Here is a 19,366-nt window from a genome sequence, read left to right on the forward strand (position 1 = left end):
CGTGAACCGGCTTTGTCTGGCCGAACAGGCCCGGAGCGGACCGATATTGAACGCCATCTGGTTTGCCGTATCGATTACAGGAGAAAACATGGGGGCTGAAACTACTGCAGACCTGCACAGGGACCAGACAGCGCATCTGCCTGTTGTTGTCCGGGATTGCCGGACGCTCAATGATCTGCTTGATGTCACCTGCCGTCGCTTTGCCGGCCAGGCGGCCGTTGGCATGGCCCTGGAACAGCCTTTAACCTATGACGAATTTTACCGGCGCGTGCTCCTGGTTGCCGCCAGGCTCCAGGAAATGGGGATTTCCCATGGTGACCGGGTGGCTATTCTGGCGGAAAATTCCCATAACTGGGTCACAGCCTACATGGCCATTGTCCGTCTCGGTGCAGCCGCTGTTCCCATACTCCCGGATCTGCCCGAGGCCGATGTTCATCATATTCTTGGCGAGATGGCGTGCAGGGTCCTTTTCATAACCCAGCGACAGATTGAAAAGATCTATGATTTGCAGCAGAATCTGGAGCAGGTTGTGACCCTGGACAACTACCATGACCAGTCAGGCGTGGTGGACACCATTCCGTTTTCCTCCTTTCTGGACGAGGCGGATCAGGTCTTTGGCGAGGACTTTGAATCGGGGGCATTATCCTTTCCGGAGGTTCTGGAGGATGATCTGGCTTCCATACTGTACACTTCGGGCACTTCCGGGTTTTCCAAGGCCGTGATGCTCACCCATGCCAATCTCTGCGCCAACGGCTATTCGGCCAGTGGCATAATCGATATCAATCCCGGTTCGGTTTTTCTTTCGGTCCTGCCAATTTCCCATACCTACGAATTCACGGTCGGCTTTATCCTGGCACTCATCAAGGGGGCCCGAATTGTTTACGCAGGCAAGACACCCACTCCGGCAGTGCTGCAGAAGATCTGTGCCCGGGAAAAGCCCCACGTCATGCTGGTGGTTCCCCTGATCCTCGAGAAAATCTACAAGAAGCGGGTTTTACCGGCCATAGAACAGTCCAGGGTGCTGGGATTTTGTTGCCGTTTCCGCATGGGACGGCGCTTTGTCTACCGTAAGATCGTCTCGCGATTGGTCGAATTCTTCGGCGGTCGGCTGCAGATTATGGGGATCGGTGGCGCGGCCCTCAATCCCGAGGTCGAGGTGTTTCTCCGGGAGGGCAACTTTCCCTACCTGGTGGGCTATGGCCTGACAGAGTCTGCACCGCTCATTTCGGGCGGGCCGGAGAACGACTCCACCATCGCCATAGGTTCTGCCGGAAAGCCTGTGCCCGGGGTGGAGGTCCGTATCGACGATCCTGATCCGGAAACCGGGATCGGCGAGATTCTGGCCACTGGTGAAAATATCATGCAGGGTTACTGGAACGATCCCGAAGCCACCAACGAGGTGTTTACCGATGATGGCTGGTTGCGGACCGGCGACCTGGGCTTTGTCGACGAGACCGGCAACCTGCATATCAGGGGGCGCTGCAAGTCGGTGATTGTCATGGCCAGCGGCGAGAACATCTACCCCGAGGCAATAGAACACAAGCTCAATGCCTATCCGTTTGTTGTGGAGTCCCTGGTCCTGGAAAATAACGGAGTGCTCGAGGCCTGGATCTATCCCGATTACGAGCTGATCGACAACGAGACCCGGGGCCAGAGTCGGACCCAGCGTCATAAGTATATTTCCGGCCTGCTCGACCGGATGCGCTCAGAGGTCAACGCCCAGCTGCCCATCAATTCCAGGCTTTCCAGGATATTGGAGCGAAGGGAGCCCTTTATCAAGACGGCCACCCACAAGATCAAGCGATACCTGTATTCGGCTGAAAACATGCTGCCTTGAGCCCGGGCTCCAGGGTGGTTCCTGCCAGAAAAAGAAAGGAGGAGTGTGTATGAAGAAGATATTCGTGACCAGCGCCCTGATTGGCCTGTTCGCCGCCGGCCCGGTTCATGCCGGCGGATACCGGATTCCGGAGCAGTCGGTCAACTCCCTGGCCAGGGCCGGTGCGTATGTGGCCTATACCCCCAACGCCGATGCCAGTTATTTCAACCCGGCCAACATGTCCTGGCTTGAGGACCGCGGCCTGGTGGATGTCAACCTGATCTATATCAACCTGCCGTCGGTGACCTATACCGATGATATTATTACTGCAAACAACGGTGAATCGAAAGAGGAACATTTTTTTCTCCCCGCCATTTTCGCCGTTTCTCCGGATTACAGCGGTTTTCGGATCGGGTTCAGCCTGGCCTATCCCGGTGGTCTGGCCAAGCAGTGGGACCAGTCATACCCGAAGACCTTTGCCGAGGAGTTTTCCCTCAAGGTGATCGAGCTTGGTTCCAGCGTTTCCTATAAATTCTGCGACAAATTTTCCCTTGGCGGTGGGGTGCGGGTGATCTATTCCGAGGCTACGGTACAGAGTGACGGGCAGATTGACAATACGCTTGGAGGTGTTTTTGCCGGCAGGGACATGGATGGCGACACCTGGGAGCTGGGATTCAACTTGGCTGCTAGTGTCAGACCAGTCAAAGAGTCCAATATTTCGGTGACCTACCGCTCCATGGTGGACCTCGGCTTCGATGGCACGGCTGATCTCTGGCGTTCCATTCCCCTGATTAGCAACGAGGCGACTTACAAAGGTCCAGGCTCGGTGGAGGTTCCACTGCCTGCTGTCCTGACCATTGCCGGCTCGTACACTTTTTTTGACCAGTTGACCGTGGAGTTGGAGTATGACCGGACCTACTGGTCCGAATATGAACACCTGGACTTTATTTACCCCACACCACTTGCCGATCCGATCCTGTACCAGGCATTCGATGACCCTAAACGCAAGGACTGGAAAGACACTGATTCCTGGCGTATCAGCGTCAGTTATGACGTGAATGATGCCCTGACCCTGATGGCCGGTTTTGCCATTGATGAGAATCCGATCCCTGATGCCACCCTGGGTTTCGACCTTCCCGATTCCGACGCGAGGCTCTATTCCCTGGGCTTTCGCTACCGGGTGTCCGAGAGGCTGGATGTCGGTGCAGCCTACCTTTATGACGACAAGGACTCCCGCAGTGTGACCAACGATTATGTGAACGGTACATTTGACGACGGTGGCGCACACCTGGTGAGCGTTGGTTTCAGCTACACGTTGTAGCTGGTTTTTCCGCATTGATTAAGGGGAGACAGGCAGGCCTGTGGGGCCTGTCCGGGCGGAGTGGCCTGGTCACCAGGTTGCTCCGCTTTTTTTGTGCTCATATTTCAGGCTGCACTGGTTTGTAACTCACACCTGGTTTTCAACTTGGCGTTTCTGCATCCTGCTGAATTGGCAAGCGGTTTCAGCCAAGAAGCAGGTTGTTGGCGAAACTGATAATGGGCATGATGACTTTGGAGATTATGCCCAGATAAAAAAGTATCAGCAGGAGGATGAAGCCAAAGGGCTCCAGCCGGGCATAACTGCGGGCCAGGTCCTCTGGCAGCAGGCCCATCAGGACCTTGGAGCCGTCTAATGGGGGGATAGGCAGGCAGTTGAAGACCGCCAGCATGATGTTGATCCAGACCGAGGCCGCAAGCATGCCGGCCAGCGGCTGGAGAACGAACATGGGCAGGATTGGAACCATGATCAGGATTTTGACCAGAATGGCGCTGGCCACGGCAAGCAGCAGGTTGGCCCCCGGCCCGGCCAGGGCCACCAGCAGCATGTCCCTGCGCGGGTCTTTGAAATAGGCAGGGTTGACCGGTACCGGCTTGGCCCAGCCGATTTTCATGATAATAAAGGCAATGACCCCCAGGGGATCCAGGTGCTTGAGCGGGTTGAGGGTCAGGCGGCCGGCGTTTCGAGCCGTGGGGTCTCCCAGACTGTAGGCTACGTACCCATGTGCCAGTTCATGGAAGGTAAGGGCGAAAAGAAAGGGCGGCGCCAGGATGATAAGTTGTTGAATGGTGTGATTGATGTCCATGGTGACCTTAATGCGTTGTGATGGAAAGTTAACATCCTGTTACAGGTAATCATTGTCAGGATGAATGCATCCCAGGGTGGAGAAAATGAAGCTTTACCCCTGCTGTCTCCCTGCTGTTACGTGTCGACTTTTTTCGTTTTGTCGCCATATTGTTCAAGGATAAAATTTTTGGCTATTTTTTTACTGGTTACTTCGCCATTCAGTTGGGTCTCGATCAGGTGGTTGAGCATGGTCCGGTACAGGGGCCCCGGGGGAAAGCCCAGTTTCTGCAGGTCGTGGCCGCTCAGCAAGGGCTGGACCTTGCGCAGATCGGTGACAAAACGGGACACGGCCAGCTGGATATGTTTTTTTCGGGCAATGGCCATCAGGTAGAGCAGTCCTTCGTTGTCCAGATCCTGGAGCAGCCAGTAGATCTCGCTGGGCTTCATGTGCGGACGATGGAGCATGTCGCGGGCGATGCGGTCAGCCGCAGCCTTTTGCCTGACCAGAGTCTTCTCCAGCTTTTCCGGCAGCTCGAACCTTTTACAGAAATTGATCAGCTCCCGGATCCGTGAACGGCTGTAGATGGCCAGCAGGTAGACGATCCATGGTTCACATTTTTCATCGAGATAGAGTAGTTTGAACCAGGAGATTGCCCGGCCCGCCTGGGTGAGGACGTGGACAAACCGACGGTCGATCTTGAGGTTGGGACGCAGGTCCGGCCACAGGAACTGGAACAGATCGAACTGGGCCATGCGCCGCAGGGCCGGGATCGGGTTGTCCTCGGAAAGGATCTGTTTGAGCTCGCTTGAGAACCTGGGGCCGGAGAACCGATCAAAGAGGTTCATCTTCACCGCGTTGCGAATCAGCTTCTCCGTGTGGCGGGTGATGTGGAAGTCGAGCCGCTGTTCGATGCGAATGGCCCGGAAGATCCGGGTGGGGTCTTCGACAAAGCTCAGGTTGTGCAGGACCTGGATACGGCGTTCCCTGAGGTCGTTCTGGGAGCTGAAGAAGTCGATCAGGGTTCCGAAATGCTGCGGGTTGAGATGGATGGCCATGGCATTGATGGTGAAATCCCGGCGGAAAAGATCAAGCTTGATGGAACTCAGCTCCACGGTGGGCATGGCGGCCGGATACTCGTAGTATTCCAGCCGGGCAGTTGCCACGTCCAGTCGCTGGCCGTCCGGAAGAATAACTGTGGCGGTGGCGAATTTTTCATGGGTTCGGACCGCACCGCCGAGGTGTTTGGCCAGTTCTTTTGCAAAACGGATTCCGTTACCTTCGATGACGATATCAATGTCGAGGTTTTTCGTCTGCAGAAGCAGGTCCCTGACAAAGCCGCCCACCACATAGGCGTTGTAGCCCAGGTCCTCGGCTACGGTGCCGATCTCCTGCAGCAGCACCATGATATCCCGGCTCAGGTTTTCCGCCATCAGGTTGCTCAGGTTGCGGGTTCTGGCCGTTGAGGGATGTTCGTCTTCCTGGAGCAGGCCTTTGGGTAAATGGGAAGGATCGCCGATCAGCAGGTTGAGCAGGTCGGTACGGGTAATCACCCCCTTGACCCGTTCGTCCTCCACCACCGGGATCAACCGCTGCCGGTATTCGATGATCAGCTCCTGGATGTCGGCCAGGGTGGCGTCGGGCGGCAGGGTGGCTATCTCGGTGGTCATGTATTCGCTTACCGGCAGGTGGCCAAGCTTGTGAAAGATTGCTTTTTCAACCACCCTCCGCGAGATAAGTCCCAGGACTCCGGCGGGCTCGGTGTTCTTGTCCGGGTCGGCACAATTTTCCACCACCGGCAGAACTGTGATGTTGTAGCGGGTCAGGAGCTGATTGGCCTCCTCGATGCAGACATCAGGGGTTACGGCGATCACTGGCGAGGACATGAGTTCGCCGGCCATGGCCCGGGGTCGTACGTAGCGGTGCAGCAGATGAACCAGTTTGTTTTCTGCTTCAAAAAGAGTCATGTCTCTGATGGTGGCCGAGGCGGCCGAGGCATGGCCGCCGCCACCGAAATCCCGGGCGATGAATCCCGCATTGACCTCAGGAATCCGACTGCGGGCAATGAGGTGGATCCTTTCACCCATCTGGAGCAGGGCAAAGAGGGCATCCAGGTTTTCCATGACCATGAGGCGCCGGGCAATGACCGCGAAGTTGTCTACATATTCGGGCAGGGTCAGCTTGGAGACCGCGATCTCCACCGAGCCAATGGTGTAGGTCGTGGTGTTCTTGATCAGTTCGCCCAGCAGTCCCACCTGGTCCGAGGAGAGGTCGACAGATAGAAACTGGGTGACGATGTCCAGGTTGGCACCCTGCTCAAGCAGCCATGCGGACGCTTCCAGGTCGGCAGGGGTTGTGGTGGAGTAAAGGAACGAACCGGTGTCTTCGTAGATCCCCAGTGCCATCAGGGTGGCTTCCTCTGCGGAGATATCTATCTTCTGCTCGCGAAAGATTCGGGTGAATATGGTGGTGGTGGAGCCCAGCGGCTCGACGATTTCCAGGGACGCATCCATGTCCGAGGGTGAGTCCGGGTGGTGATCGTAAAGGTGGATTTCCAGGTCGTGCCTGGTCAGGCAGCGGGCAAGGGGTCCGATGCGCCGGGCCTGTCGTGTATCCACCACGATGAGACGTTTGATTTTTTCCGCTTCGATATGCTTGAGTTTTTTGAAGTCATAGAGGCTGTGCATTTCCTGGGCCAGGTAAAGCCGTACGTTTTTTTCCTGTGACCCGGCAAAGACCAGCTCGGCCTCGGGATAGAGTTTTCTGGCGGCAATCATGGAGGCCAGTCCGTCGAAATCAGTATTGAGATGGGTGGTGATCACTTCCATGATGGGTATGCCCTCCCTGGATGGGTCTTGGAACCGGTTCGTGCCTGTTCATTCGGGGGCGTTTTCTTCCCTGGTCCGGACTCTGATCAGGGGGACCTGCAGCCTGCGAAGGTCGCTGGTGGTGACGGGGTTGCCGTCCAGTATACATTGCCTGACCAGGGATTCCAGGTTTTCTCCCTGCCTGTCCAGGAAGTTCCGGAGGGCGGGCCCGGGCAGTATGACCCCGCGGGACAGCAGTGTTTCGCCGCGTTCCCGGGCGATGTGGTTGAACAGTTTGACCGTGCACCTGCCGCGATTTTCCGGACCGGGATTCGAGGCGGAATCTGGTGGCTCCGGTTGGCTTCTGAGGGTGCGGTGGCGTCCTCCCCGGCGGAAGATTGCCCCGGCCAGGCCGGGCATGGCGGCAGACAGGGCCAGGATTGCTCCGTCCGGGAGTTCCAGGTCTACGCTGTCGGCCGGGATGGAGTTGAGGAAGATAGTCTGAACTCGTTTTTCCAGGTAGCTGTCGGTGAAGCCCGGCAGGGTGCGGAGGAGTTGGCGGATGGTCTGGCCTGGTTTAAGCTCCACAACGAAGCCGCTCTGGAGCATGGTGGTGAACCGGATGGTTGTTCCGGGCTTGATTACGAGTTCCAGGGTCGGGATCTGTTCAGGGGGGTATGGAGGAGACTGGCAGGTTGTCATTATTTTCTCCAGGCGCGGCTTTAACCACTCCAGCTATAGATAAGGGGCAGGGTGCCAAAGGCGATCAGGATTCCCAGGCCAACCATGGCCGAGGTCAGCCGCGGCTTGAGTCCGGCAACGGAGGCCATGGCTCCGGCCGTGACCATGGGCGGCATTCCGGTTTCAAAGATGGCCACCCGAACCGCGGTGCCGCTCAGGCCAAGAAGGCGGCACAGGTAAAGAAAAAGCACCGGTACCACCAGCAGTCGCAGCAGCAATCCGACGCCAAAGGGCACCAGCTCACGACGGGGCAGGAGGATCTGCATCTGGAAGCCGATGGCCACAAGCACCACGGGAACCAGGGAAGAGGCCGTGGTTTTAAGCAGTCTGTCCACCCAGCCCGGTGCGGTGTCCAGGGGCAGGAAAAGGGCCATCATCAGGGCAATGAAGGGCGGGAAGAGAAGGATCTTTTTCAGGATCGACGCAAAGGTCTGTTTTTCGCTAGTGCCGTACAGGGCCAGGATGACGGTGCCGTAGGTTGACAGGGCAAGGAAGGAGCCGAACTGGTCGTAGAGCAGGGCGTAGCGCACAGCGCTGCCACCAAAATACTGCTCGACCATGGGGATGCCCAGGAAAGAGGTGTTGCCCAGCGGCACCATGAGGAGCAGGGCACCGGTGGTTTCCCGGTCCCAGCGCAGGAGCCTGGCCAGGAAATATACCAGGCTCGCTGAACAGAGTACCACCAGCCAGGGCATAAGAATCGGGACCAGGACCGATGTGGAAAAATCAAGCCCGGGGACCCGGTCGAGGACCAGGGCAGGCAATGCGAGATAGATAACGTACAGGTTGAGGCTTTTGTCTGTATCAGTCGGGAAGATCGCAAGCCGGCGACAGATCAGGCCGGCCAGCAGAAGCATGAGAAAGGGCAATGTCTGTTCCATGGTAACCGGGATGTTGTGTCAGATGGTTTCTGTCCACGTGGTTCATATCCATCAAAGCTTCATGCAGGGTATCCGTGTGGCCCCGGAGTGGCAAGTTGAAATTTTCCAGAAGATACATTTTGCCCGCCAGAACTCTGTTGGCGGGTAGGGCCACCCCCTTGGGGAGATGTCTGAATGTGCTTGACTAAAATGGTGATGGTTTATATAGTAATCTGCTCTAAGGATTGATGGGCGGGTGTAGCTCAGTTGGCAGAGCACAAGCTTCCCAAGCTTGGGGTCGCGGGTTCGAGCCCCGTTGCCCGCTCCAACGCAAGGCGCGTCGATCCGCTGGTTCGCATGATTTCAGGTGTGCGGGTTGGCAGATGTCATACGCCGGTTTCGTGTCGGTGTTTTGAAAGTGGGCTCTGCCCGCTTTTTTTATTGCTTTTTGCCCGGACCTGCATTCTTTCTGACTCGGAGGGGCGGGCCGGAAGGATGGGTGGTCCGGTTTCAGTGATGGCCCCGGAGAGCTGTGAGTGGTCGAGATGGAGTCTGAAAATAATCCGATAATACAGGGTCTCGAGGCCTATGCAACTCCCCTGCTCCGTGACATGGGTCTTGAGCTTGTGGAAGTGCAGTATCGCCGTGAAGGGCATGGCTGGGTGGTGCGGCTCTTTATTGATCGGGAGGGTGGAGTCACCATTGATGACTGTGCCTCGGTAAGCCGGCAGTTGAGCGCCTGGCTCGATGTGGAAGATCTGATCAGCCATGCCTATAACCTGGAAGTTTCGTCGCCCGGTCTGGAGCGGCCTCTGAAAAAGCGGGAAGATTTTATCCGTTTTGCCGGGCGTAAGGCGCGGGTCAAGCTGCAGGAACCCATGGACGGACGACGGGTTTTTACTGGAATCATTGACCGGGTCGAAGACGACGTTGTGGTATTGCTTCTTGATGAGGGGCCTGTCAGCCTGGCGTTTGACGACATGGTCCGGGCCCGGCTGTCACTCTGACCGGACCCGGGAAGCCGAAAAACCGGCATGACTGTGGCAAACCCACACCCCGGGGCGATTTTTATATATTTTTTTTAATATTGCCGGGCAGCCCCATGCCCGGAACGCCAGAGACGAAAAAGAATGCACGCCGGATATCAGCGGCAACCGTGTGAGGTGGAGAAGTAAAGAAAATGTTTACAGACTTGAAGCGGATAATCGATCAGATCAGCCGGGATAAAGGCATTGACCGGACACTGTTGGTAGAAGCCATTGAGGAGGCCGTGCGTTCTGCTGTCAGGAAGAAATACGGAAGCCGCCGGGATATAGAGGTCCAGTTCAACGAAGAGCTGGGCGAGGTAGAGGTTTTTCAGTTCCGCACAGTTGTCGAAGAGGTTGAGGACGAGGAAGCTGAAATTTCCCTCGAAGAGGCAAAAATCCTGGATCCTGAGGTTGAAGTCGGCGATGACCTGGGCGAAAAACTGGAAGATATCGCCGAGCTTGGCCGGATCGCGGCCCAGTCTGCCAAGCAGGTCATCATTCACCGGATGCGCGATGCCGAGCGGGAAGTGATCTACGAGATGTTCCGTGATCGGCAGGGTACCATTGTCAACGGCATTGTCCAGCGGTTCGAGAGAGGAAACATGATCGTCAACCTGGGCCGGACAGATGCGGTTCTGCCCCGGGAGGGCCAGATTCCCAAGCGCTCCTTCAAGCAGGGTGACCGGATTCGGGCTTACCTTCTGGAAGTGCGCCAGGACAGCCGGGATTCCCAGCTCATCCTGAGCCGGACCTGCAACGAATTTCTTATTAAGCTTTTTGAAATGGAAGTGCCGGAGATTGCCGAGGGAATCGTCAAGATCATGGGCGCCTCCCGTGAGCCCGGTTTTCGGGCCAAGATAGCGGTTTCCTCATTGGAGTCGGATGTGGATCCGGTGGGTGCCTGTGTCGGTCTCAAGGGTTCCCGGGTCCAGAATGTGGTCCAGGAACTCCAGGGCGAGCGTATCGATATTGTCCCCTGGAATCCCGACCCGGCCAAGTATGTCTATAACGCCCTGGCCCCGGCCGAGGTTTCCATGGTTATTGTCGATGAGGACGAACACCAGCTGTTGGTGGTGGTTCCGGACGACCAGTTGTCGCTGGCCATTGGCCGCCAGGGTCAGAATGTACGGCTTGCCTCCCGGTTGATCGGCTGGCGGATCGACGTCAAGAGCGAGACTCGGTACGCCAACCTGGAGGACAAGGGGTATCAGACCCTGGTCGCCATTGAAAGCGTGGATGAGAACCTGGCGGACAAACTTTTTGCCGCCGGTATCCGTTCGGCCAGAGACCTGGCATCGGCAGAAATCGAAGAACTGATGCAGATGGCGAAAATTGATGAAGATCGGGCTCTGGAACTCAAGGATCTGGCCGCTGCCTGGGTGGCTTCGGCCCCCGAGGCCCTTGCTGCTCTGGAGAGCAGCAGGGACGAGGAGGCGCTTGAGGTTGCTTCCGGTAATGTTGTTGAGGATGGTGAGGAACCGGAATCGCTCGAGTCCCTTGATGCCGCAGGGCTTGAGGTGTCTGGAGCCGAGGAGGTTGAGGAAGTCGTTCCCGCTGGGCCGGATTCCGCGGAAACGGCAACCGGACAGCCGCCGTCCGGAGACATTGCCAGGACTGAAGAGGGTACTCCGGATCAGGAAAATGTGGATACCAGCGACCGGTGAAGCGGGGGCATGTGCCGATTCGCATGTGCCGTGGCTGTGGACGGCGGGCGCCGAAACAGGAACTGGTTCGTTTTGTCTGGGATCATGGTGAAATCAGGGAAGATGCCTCGGGCAACATGCCGGGCCGCGGTGTATACTGCTGCGAGAACAGCGTGTGCCGTGCGCGGCTTGTGAAAAAGAAGAACATGAAAATACTGAAGCAGGCATTGCGGCTTCAGCTTGACAAGGGCATTTTGAGAAGAAAAATTTCTCGGGAAAGCCAAGAGTTTGACGGGAGTAATAGATGAGCAGGGTCCGTGTTTACGAGCTGGCCAAAGAGGCTGGTTTCAAAAGTAAAGAGCTGGCTGACAAGCTGATAGCGTTGGGCTATCCGATCAAAAGCCATAGCTCAACGGTTGACGAGGCTACGGCCGCCGAGATTCGCCGCAAGGTGTTTGGCTCTGGTTCTATTGAGGTCGGAGAAGAGCGGATTACGGTCAGGAAAAAACCTGCTGTCGTCAGGACGAAAGTCACCACGGTCCGGCGCCGTTCCAGGGCGGAGAAGGAAGAAACCGCCCGCAAGGCTGAAGAGGAGCTGCTTGCAGCCCAGGCCACCCGGGAGGAGGAAGAGACCGCTGGCGCAGAGGAGAGGACTGCGGAGCCGGAGATCAGTGAAGAAGGCAAAACCCGGGCAGTTCCCGCGGAAGGTGAAACAGTGGAGGAAGGCGCAGTGCCCGAGGCTGAACAAGATATTGCCTCGGAGCCTGAGGAGCCAGCTGGTGCCGGAGAGGTTTCCGGCGAGGAACCCCGGGAAGAAACTCCCGAAACCACCGGCAAAGAGGTCGCTGGTGCTGCCCGGCCCGACGTTGAGGAATCATTGGCTCAGCCGGTCAGGAAGCCGGAGGTCAAGCGGGCCAAGGGGTTGGCCAGGGTGGTTGGCAAAGTTGATATCAAGGTCGAACCCGAGCGTCCTCGGTCCCAGCGCCGCACCAGTCGATCCCAGACCGGTGCACAACCTGCCATGACCGATGCCGGTCCAGGGGCTGCTGCCAGGCCTGCGGGCAAGGGCAAGGGCAAGAAGAAGGCCGTGGTCGACTCCGACGGCGTCAATGGATTTGGCAAGCCGCGGAAGAAAAGTGGCCGCAAAGGCCGCAAGGTGGACTTCAGCCGCGGGGACGAGGCTGAATTTGTCCGTTATCGCAAGAAGAAGAAAAAAGGCGGCGCCCGGAACGACAAGGCACCTTCGGCACCTGCCGCCGAGACCAAGGCTATCAAGAAACGGATCAAGGTTTTTGAAACCATCACCGTGGGTGATCTTGCAAAACGAATGGGCGTCAAGGCCAGTGCGGTGATTGCCCAGCTCATGGGGCTTGGAGTCATGGCCACGGTCAATCAGTCCCTTGATGTGGATACCGCTACCCTGGTGGCTGCCGACTTTGGCTACGAGGTCGAGCAGGGCATGACTGAAGAGATAGAAATCATGCAGCTCCAGGAGCAGGAAGAGGGGGGCGAGGAGAAGCCGCGTTCGCCGGTGGTCACGGTCATGGGTCATGTTGACCATGGTAAAACTTCCATCCTGGATGCCATCCGCAAGACCGATGTGGCCTCGGGCGAGGCGGGCGGGATTACCCAGCATATTGGTGCCTATCATGTTCAGGCACCTTCGGGTGGGATCACCTTTGTCGATACCCCGGGGCATGCCGCCTTCACCGAGATGCGTTCCCGCGGAGCCCAGGTTACCGATATTGTGGTCCTGGTCGTGGCCGCCGATGACGGGGTCATGGATCAAACCAGGGAGGCTATCGCCCATGCCAAGGCGGCCGGCGTGCCCATTGTCGTCGCGGTCAACAAGATCGACAAGGACAATGCCGATCCGGAACGGGTCAAGCGGGAACTGGGTGAATTCGGGCTGATTCCAGAAGAGTGGGGAGGGGATACCATATATTGCGAAACCTCGGCTAAACGAAATATCGGCATCGATGAATTGCTGGAAAATATTCAGCTGCAGGCGGAGATCCTGGAGCTCAAGGCAGATCCCGGCCGTAAGGCCCGCGGAACGGTGATCGAGGCCCAGCTCCACAAGGGGCGCGGTCCGGTGGCCACTGTTCTGATCCAGGAAGGAACGCTTCGGGTCGGGGATTATTTTGTCGCCGGACTCTATTCGGGCAAGGTCCGTTCCCTGACCAATGATCGTGGTGAGCAGGTGCGGGAAGCAGGACCGTCCATGCCGGTGGAGGTTCAGGGACTGTCCGGTGTACCTTCGGCCGGTGACGAGTTCGTCGTGGTCAAGGACGAGAAGATGGCCAAGTCGGTTTCTGCCTCCCGGCAGCTCAAGGCCCGGGAAACCGAGCTGGCGTCGGCGTCCAAGGTCTCGCTGGATAATCTTTTTGAAAAGATTGCCGAGCAGGAGGTTAAGGAACTGCGCATTATCCTCCGGGCCGATGTTCAGGGTACTCTTGAGGCCTTTGGCCAGGCAGCGGAAAAACTCTCCACTGATGAGGTCCGGGTTCGGGTCCTCCATGAGGGAACCGGTTCGATCACGGAAAACGATATTCATCTTGCGGCCGCTTCGGATGCCATTATCATCGGTTTCAATGTCCGGCCCACCGTCAAGGTCAAGGAACTGGCCGAACGGGAGCAGGTGGATGTACGGTCCTATGATGTGATCTATCACGCCCTTGAGGATATCCAGAAGGCCATGGTTGGCATGCTGGAGCCTTCTTACGAGGAGCAGGTGATCGGTACGGCCGAGGTCCGGGAAACTTTCCAGGTGCCCAAAGTAGGAACCATTGCCGGCTGCTTTGTCATCGATGGCAAGATCGAGCGCAACGCCGGGGTTCGGGTCTTGCGGGACGGGGTGGTCATCTACAACGGCAAGATCGCTTCGCTCAGGCGCTTCAAGGATGATGTCAAGGAAGTCCAGTCCGGGTACGAATGTGGTATAGGGGTGGAAAATTTTAATGATATCAAGGTGGGTGACCATCTTGAGGCTTATACCACAATCGAGGTGGAAGCCACCTTGTAACCTGCATGGATGGACCGGCTTTCCGTTTTTTCCGGGACCTGTCCAGGCAACATCTGAAGATACTTGGATAACGAGCAGACCATACAAATGGATTTTGATTTTACCCTGCCTGGCCTGGGGCGTCCGCAGAGCGCGCGTCCCAAGCGGGTGGGAGAGGCGATACAGCGCGAACTGGCAATGCTTTTGCTTCGTAAAGTGCGGGATCCCAGGCTGCACCAGGTGACTGTGACCAGTGTGGAGATGTCTCCGGACCTGAAGCGGGCAAAGGTGTTCTTTATCGTGTCCGTGGGGGGAGACTCGGCCAAAGCGCGCAAGGGACTGGAACGGGCCCGTGGTTTTTTCCGGACCCATATAGCCAGGACCCTCAACCTGCGTTACACTCCGGACCTGATTTTTCGCCAGGACATGGAAAACAGAGACGCAGATCGGCTTGAGGAACTGTTTTCTGAGATCGCCCGACAGAGGAACGATGATGGCGAGCATTCCTGATTCCGTAGTCCAGGTTATCCGGGAAACCTCCAATATCGTTCTGGCCACCCACATCAACCCGGATGGTGACGCCCTTGGTTCCCTGCTGGGGCTTGGCGCTATTCTCGAGGGTATGGGCAAGGAAGTCGTGCGGTACCTCGAGGAACCGGTGTCGCATCTTTATGATTTTCTTCCCGAGACCCAGAAGGTGGTCAACGACCTGGGGGCGGTGCAGCGTTTTATCGAAGAGGCCGGGGATGATATTCTTGCTGTTTCCCTGGACTGTGGTGATATGCAGCGGCTCGGCCAGAGCGGTCCCTGGCTGATGAAGACCCGTCCTTTCGTGGTGATCGACCACCATAAGGGCAATAACGGCTTTGGGGACCTGACCTGGATCGAACCGCACCGATCTTCCACCGGCGAGATGATCTATGACCTGGCCTGTGTTCTGGGCCAGCCGCTGTCCAGAAATGCGGCCATCTGTCTCTATGCCGCTATTCTTACTGATACCGGGTCCTTTCACTACGAATCCACCAGTGCCCATACCTTTGAGGTGGCATCCCGGCTCCTGGAGTGCGGTGTTCAGCCGGACAAGGTGGCCCAGAGTCTGTATGACAACTATACCGTCGGTCGCCTTAGGCTTATGCAAATGGTTCTGGCCACCCTGGAGACTTTTTACCAGGAGCGTATTGCCCTGCTCAGGGTGACCCGCTCCATGCTCGGGCGGACCGGCACGGGCCTCGAGGATACTGAAAATTTCATCAATCTGGCCCGTTCCATCTCCTCTGTGGAAGTGGCGATTTTTTTCAAGGAGACCGATGATAACATGATTTCGGTCAGTTTGCGGGCCAAGGGTCACTGTGATGTGGCCAGGGTCGCGGCACGGTTCGGAGGGGGTGGACATCGCAATGCCGCAGGTTTCCGTCAGTCAGGTTTTGATATGGACGGACTTCGTGACCGGTTGCTGCCCCTGCTTATGCAGGAACTGGAAAGTTGAGCATGACGGTCGATATCTCCCCCGGAGCGCAGCAACAGGTTGCCGGTGTGTTTCTTCTTGATAAACCAGCCGGTATGACCTCGTTTGCGGTGGTCCGCACGGTGCGACGCCTGCTGGGGATAAAGAAAGTTGGTCACGCCGGCACCCTGGATCCCTTTGCCACCGGGCTGCTCATTGTCTGTGCTGGTCGGCCGGCCACTCGGCTCATTGACCGGTTTATGGCCGGGACCAAGGAATATGTGGCCACCCTGCAGCTTGGCCAGGAGACCGAGACCCAGGATCCGGAAGGCAGGGTGACTTCCGTGTGTCCGGTTCCGGATTTTGATGACTCACACATCGAGCAGGTCCTGCAGGGCTTTGTCGGTCCCGGGCTGCAGGCACCACCACCCTTTTCAGCGGCCAAGCACAGGGGAAAACCGCTCTATCATTATGCGCGCCAGGGCATCATGATTGACAAAGAGCCAAAGGCCATTGAAATTTACTCTCTTGTCCGGAATCACTACGATCCGCAGACTCACCGATTGACCGTCACGGTTACTTGCAGCCGCGGGACCTATATCCGGGTTCTGGCGGCAGATATTGGTCGGCAATTGGAGTGTGGAGCTCATCTTGTGGCCCTGCGGAGGATACGGAGCGGCTCGTTTTTGGTTGCCGGGAGCCTGCCGGTTGCTGAACTCTCGAGCGGGCAGGGTCGGGAGCGGCTGCTGGAATCCATGCTGCCGCTTGAGAGTGTGCTGCAGATATTGGATCAGGCAGAGACGGCTCTGCCATAGAAGTGGTCCGGCGAAGGTGATGACCGCCTGCCTGTTCCCATGTCCTGGTGCAGATTTTTGTTGTCTCTTTCGTTCCTGTCTGGTTTGTAATGAAGGAGAGATTGCGGCAAGTAATGATATCGAGTTTTGTATCCCAGGTGGTAGGTTTCAGCCCATGTCTCCGAGCAGGGGAGGTGAGCTGAAAAATGGTACCTGAAGCAGGTACCTGTTGCAGATTGACAGAGAGATTGTATTGCTCTGCGGATCGTCCCTCTGGTCCGGGTGACAGGGCATGGTATCCAGACTCCTGTGGAGGCTGAGGGAAACGCGTCCGGCGCGTTAACGGCTTCCCTGGCAGCAGAAGGAAAACAATTGGAGGTGCATTGTGGCACAGGACACAACCAGGAAGAAAGAAATCATTGAAAAATTCAAAACTCATGAGGGTGATACCGGTTCCCCGGAGGTGCAGATCGCTCTGCTCACCGATCGGATCCAGTATCTGACCGAGCATTTTCGGACCCATCACAAGGATCATCATTCCCGTCGTGGGCTGCTGAAGCTTGTCGGTCAGAGACGCAGTCTGTTACGGTATCTCAAGCGAAAGGATATCAACCGGTACCGGAGCCTGATCAAGGAACTCGGTATTCGTAAGTAGTTATCTGAAAATCACCATAAGTTTGGATGATTCCATGGTGATTTTCATTGTTATCCGTCATGTAATCTAAACTCCGGGGGCATCGCCTCCGGAAAGTTTTTCCTGAATTGAGCGTTTCACCCATCCGGAGTCTTTACTTACCTGCAACATTTATCTTTTTTGCTTGCAGATGGGTGAAACGCTCAATTCAGGTTTTTGCAGGAAAATCATCTGAGCTCAAGGGTGGGCGGAGGTTGATTTTCAAGGTCAGCCATGGTGGTTGTACCCCCGGGCTGGTTTATTTCACATCAGGAAGACATAAGATGGAAAACAAAAGATAGCAGTTCGCTGTCTTCTGTCCTCTGTCTTCTGTCTTCCGACCGAAGGAGTGTATATGTACAAGAAAGTAGAAACTGAAATCGGTGGCCGCACCATCGCCGTCGAAACTGGAAAAATCGCAAAACAGGCCAATGGCTCGGTAGTGGTTTCCTGCGGGGATACCATCGTCCTGGTGACAGCGGTGGGTGAAAAACAGTCCAGGGACATGGGATTTCTCCCCCTTACCATCGAATACCAGGAGCGCCTCTATGCCGCAGGTCGTATTCCGGGCAGCTATTTCCGCCGCGAAATCGGCCGGCCCAGTGAAAAGGAAGTGTTGACCTGCCGTCTCATCGACCGGCCTCTTCGCCCTCTGTTCCCGGAAGGGTACATGAACGAGACCCAGGTCATCATCACGGTCTTTTCCGCCGATCAGGAAATCGATCCCGATATCCTGGCCATGAACGGGGCTTCGGCTGCGCTCATTATCTCGGACATCCCCTACACCACCCCTGTCGCGGCTGCCCGGGTGGGTTATGTAAACGGCGAATACATCCTCAACCCGACCAGGGGTGAGCTGGAAGAATCGGCCATGGACCTGGTGGTTGCCGGTACCCGTACCGCTGTGGTCATGGTGGAGGGCAGTGCCGGTGAGCTGTCCGAAGAGGTGGTCATGGAGGCCATTTTCTTTGCCCATCAGGGTATTCAACCGCTCATTGACATGCAGGAGAAACTGCGCGAGGAAGTGGGCAAACCCAAGTGGGAGGTGACGCCGCCGGCCATCGATGAGACCCTCAAGGCCAGGGTGGAAGAACTGGCAGCCGAGGGCATGGAGAAAGTGGTCAACACTGCCGCCAAGATGGAACGCGGTGCGGCCTATGACGAGCTCAAGGCCCGGGTACTTGAACAGCTCGACGAGGAAGAGTACGAGAGCGAGGCCCAGGTCTTTTCCCTGCTCAGCGACTACAGGAAGCGGGTCATGCGTGAACAGCTGGTTCATCAGGGCAAGCGGCTGGATGGCCGGGCATTCGACGAAGTGCGGCCGGTGAGCTGCGAGGTGAGCTCTCTGCCTCGTACCCACGGATCTGCCTTGTTCACCCGTGGAGAAACTCAGGCCATGGTGGTCTGTACCCTTGGATCGGAGCGGGATGAACAGCACCTGGAAGGGCTCGGCGGCGATGAGTACCGCCACTTCATGCTCCATTATAATTTCCCGCCGTTCTGTGTCGGCGAGGTTCGTTTCCTCCGTGGCCCCAGCCGGCGTGATATCGGTCACGGTACCCTGGCCCGGCGCGGCCTGGAGGCTGTATTGCCCGATGAAGAGACTTTTCCCTATGTTATCCGGATCGTCTCGGAGGTCCTGGAGTCCAACGGCTCTTCTTCCATGGCCACGGTATGTGGTGGATCGCTGGCCTTGATGGATGCCGGTGTGCCCATCAAGGCCCCGGTCTCCGGTGTGGCCATGGGACTGATCAAGGAAGGGGACAAGCTGGTGGTGCTCACCGATATCCTTGGTGACGAGGATCATCTGGGCGACATGGACTTCAAGGTGGTTGGAACCGCCAGGGGTATTACCTCCCTGCAGATGGATATCAAGATTGATGGAGTTGACCGTGACGTGATGACCCGGGCCCTGGCCCAGGCCCGAGACGGTCGCCTGCATATTCTCGAAAAGATGACCGAGGCTCTGCCCGAGCCCCGGGGGACACTCTCTGAGCATGCGCCCAAGTACATCACCATGCAGATCAATCCGGATAAGATCCGGGATATCATCGGCCCTGGCGGCAAAGTGATCCGGGAGATGACCGCCGAGTTCGATGCCAAGATCGAGGTCGAGGATAATGGCACGGTCAAGATCTTCACCAACGATGGTGAAGCGGCCAAGGGCCTGGTTGCCCGTATCGAGGAGTTGACCGCCATGCCTGAAGTGGGCAGGATCTACGAGGGCGTGGTGAAGACTGTCAAAGATTTCGGCGCGTTTGTCGAAATTTTACCGGGTACTGATGGTATGGTCCATATTTCCGAACTGGAAAACCGGCGGGTCAACAAGGTCACCGACGTGCTTAACGAAGGAGATACCGTCCGGGTCAAGGTCCTGGAAATCGATAACCGTGGCCGTATCCGGCTGAGCCGCAAGGCTGCGTTGGAAGAAAAAAAATAAAAACAGAACAGATT

The 19,366-nt window shown here is 56.9% G+C and carries 15 protein-coding genes and 1 tRNA gene; 12 read left to right on the forward strand and 4 right to left on the reverse strand.

Features of this window, described 5'->3' with window-relative positions; genetic code table 11:
• Window position 1 precedes the first annotated feature (1 nt).
• On the forward strand, window positions 2-1,837 hold the full coding sequence (locus tag ACXJJY_RS06120; RefSeq protein WP_456386025.1) for an AMP-binding protein: 1,836 nt from the start codon (window positions 2-4) through the stop codon (window positions 1,835-1,837).
• 49 nt (window positions 1,838-1,886) lie between these two features.
• Window positions 1,887-3,137 (forward strand): OmpP1/FadL family transporter, encoded by a 1,251-nt coding sequence (locus ACXJJY_RS06125; RefSeq protein WP_456386027.1) that lies wholly within the window; start codon window positions 1,887-1,889, stop codon window positions 3,135-3,137.
• A gap of 181 nt (window positions 3,138-3,318) precedes the next feature.
• Here ACXJJY_RS06125 and ACXJJY_RS06130 read toward each other — a convergent pair whose 3' ends face one another.
• The 4 genes from ACXJJY_RS06130 to ACXJJY_RS06145 form a co-directional block, all read right to left on the reverse strand.
• Complete coding sequence (locus tag ACXJJY_RS06130) at window positions 3,319-3,939, reverse strand: site-2 protease family protein (protein WP_456386029.1); 621 nt, start codon at window positions 3,937-3,939, stop codon at window positions 3,319-3,321.
• Between the two features lie 116 nt (window positions 3,940-4,055).
• Window positions 4,056-6,746, reverse strand: coding sequence for a CBS domain-containing protein (locus tag ACXJJY_RS06135; protein ID WP_456386031.1), 2,691 nt, complete (start codon window positions 6,744-6,746; stop codon window positions 4,056-4,058).
• A gap of 48 nt (window positions 6,747-6,794) precedes the next feature.
• A complete protein-coding gene (locus ACXJJY_RS06140; RefSeq protein WP_456386033.1) occupies window positions 6,795-7,427 on the reverse strand; it encodes a hypothetical protein in 633 nt (210 codons plus the stop codon).
• 20 nt (window positions 7,428-7,447) lie between these two features.
• Entirely contained in the window at window positions 7,448-8,347 is a 900-nt protein-coding gene (locus ACXJJY_RS06145) for an AEC family transporter (protein WP_456386035.1), read from the reverse strand.
• A gap of 231 nt (window positions 8,348-8,578) precedes the next feature.
• On the opposite strand from ACXJJY_RS06145, the gene ACXJJY_RS06150 reads away from it, so the two are divergent.
• From ACXJJY_RS06150 to pnp, 10 genes are all read left to right on the forward strand, one after another.
• Window positions 8,579-8,654 (forward strand) — tRNA-Gly (locus ACXJJY_RS06150).
• Between the two features lie 217 nt (window positions 8,655-8,871).
• Window positions 8,872-9,333 (forward strand): ribosome maturation factor RimP, encoded by a 462-nt coding sequence (rimP, locus tag ACXJJY_RS06155; protein ID WP_456386037.1) that lies wholly within the window; start codon window positions 8,872-8,874, stop codon window positions 9,331-9,333.
• A gap of 173 nt (window positions 9,334-9,506) precedes the next feature.
• A complete protein-coding gene (nusA, locus tag ACXJJY_RS06160; protein ID WP_456386039.1) occupies window positions 9,507-11,018 on the forward strand; it encodes a transcription termination factor NusA in 1,512 nt (503 codons plus the stop codon).
• Between the two features lie 23 nt (window positions 11,019-11,041).
• A complete protein-coding gene (locus tag ACXJJY_RS06165) occupies window positions 11,042-11,305 on the forward strand; it encodes a YlxR family protein (protein WP_456386053.1) in 264 nt (87 codons plus the stop codon).
• Window positions 11,302-14,022 carry a translation initiation factor IF-2 gene (gene infB / locus ACXJJY_RS06170; protein ID WP_456386041.1) on the forward strand — a complete coding sequence of 907 codons (2,721 nt, stop codon included), beginning with the start codon at window positions 11,302-11,304 and terminating at the stop codon, window positions 14,020-14,022. The genes ACXJJY_RS06165 and infB overlap by 4 nt, the downstream gene beginning before the upstream one ends.
• 87 nt (window positions 14,023-14,109) lie before the next feature.
• Window positions 14,110-14,511 carry a 30S ribosome-binding factor RbfA gene (rbfA, locus tag ACXJJY_RS06175; protein WP_456386043.1) on the forward strand — a complete coding sequence of 134 codons (402 nt, stop codon included), beginning with the start codon at window positions 14,110-14,112 and terminating at the stop codon, window positions 14,509-14,511.
• On the forward strand, window positions 14,492-15,487 hold the full coding sequence (locus tag ACXJJY_RS06180; protein ID WP_456386045.1) for a DHH family phosphoesterase: 996 nt from the start codon (window positions 14,492-14,494) through the stop codon (window positions 15,485-15,487). The genes rbfA and ACXJJY_RS06180 overlap by 20 nt, the downstream gene beginning before the upstream one ends.
• 2 nt (window positions 15,488-15,489) lie before the next feature.
• The gene (truB, locus tag ACXJJY_RS06185; RefSeq protein WP_456386047.1) at window positions 15,490-16,260 is read left to right on the forward strand and encodes a tRNA pseudouridine(55) synthase TruB; all 771 of its coding nucleotides are present in this window, start codon (window positions 15,490-15,492) and stop codon (window positions 16,258-16,260) included.
• Between the two features lie 364 nt (window positions 16,261-16,624).
• On the forward strand, window positions 16,625-16,894 hold the full coding sequence (gene rpsO / locus ACXJJY_RS06190) for a 30S ribosomal protein S15 (RefSeq protein ID WP_456386049.1): 270 nt from the start codon (window positions 16,625-16,627) through the stop codon (window positions 16,892-16,894).
• Window positions 16,895-17,267: 373 nt separating this feature from the next.
• Window positions 17,268-19,352: a polyribonucleotide nucleotidyltransferase gene (gene pnp / locus ACXJJY_RS06195; RefSeq protein WP_456386051.1), complete on the forward strand. Its 2,085-nt coding sequence runs from the start codon at window positions 17,268-17,270 to the stop codon at window positions 19,350-19,352.
• The last annotated feature ends 14 nt before the right edge of the window (window positions 19,353-19,366 follow it).

This window comes from Desulfolithobacter sp., assembly GCF_054025815.1.

Bases quoted from the DNA above. Each gene is read 5' to 3' on its own strand.
- truB (WP_456386047.1), top strand. From the start codon at position 15,490: ATGACGGTCGATATCTCCCCCGGAGCGCAGCAACAGGTTGCCGGTGTG.
- rimP (WP_456386037.1), top strand. From the start codon at position 8,872: ATGGAGTCTGAAAATAATCCGATAATACAGGGTCTCGAGGCCTATGCA.
- ACXJJY_RS06125 (WP_456386027.1), top strand. From the start codon at position 1,887: ATGAAGAAGATATTCGTGACCAGCGCCCTGATTGGCCTGTTCGCCGCC.
- ACXJJY_RS06140 (WP_456386033.1), bottom strand. From the start codon at position 7,427: ATGACAACCTGCCAGTCTCCTCCATACCCCCCTGAACAGATCCCGACC.
- nusA (WP_456386039.1), top strand. From the start codon at position 9,507: ATGTTTACAGACTTGAAGCGGATAATCGATCAGATCAGCCGGGATAAA.
- ACXJJY_RS06165 (WP_456386053.1), top strand. From the start codon at position 11,042: ATGTGCCGTGGCTGTGGACGGCGGGCGCCGAAACAGGAACTGGTTCGT.
- ACXJJY_RS06145 (WP_456386035.1), bottom strand. From the start codon at position 8,347: ATGGAACAGACATTGCCCTTTCTCATGCTTCTGCTGGCCGGCCTGATC.
- infB (WP_456386041.1), top strand. From the start codon at position 11,302: ATGAGCAGGGTCCGTGTTTACGAGCTGGCCAAAGAGGCTGGTTTCAAA.
- ACXJJY_RS06180 (WP_456386045.1), top strand. From the start codon at position 14,492: ATGATGGCGAGCATTCCTGATTCCGTAGTCCAGGTTATCCGGGAAACC.
- ACXJJY_RS06130 (WP_456386029.1), bottom strand. From the start codon at position 3,939: ATGGACATCAATCACACCATTCAACAACTTATCATCCTGGCGCCGCCC.
- rbfA (WP_456386043.1), top strand. From the start codon at position 14,110: ATGGATTTTGATTTTACCCTGCCTGGCCTGGGGCGTCCGCAGAGCGCG.
- ACXJJY_RS06135 (WP_456386031.1), bottom strand. From the start codon at position 6,746: ATGGAAGTGATCACCACCCATCTCAATACTGATTTCGACGGACTGGCC.
- pnp (WP_456386051.1), top strand. From the start codon at position 17,268: ATGTACAAGAAAGTAGAAACTGAAATCGGTGGCCGCACCATCGCCGTC.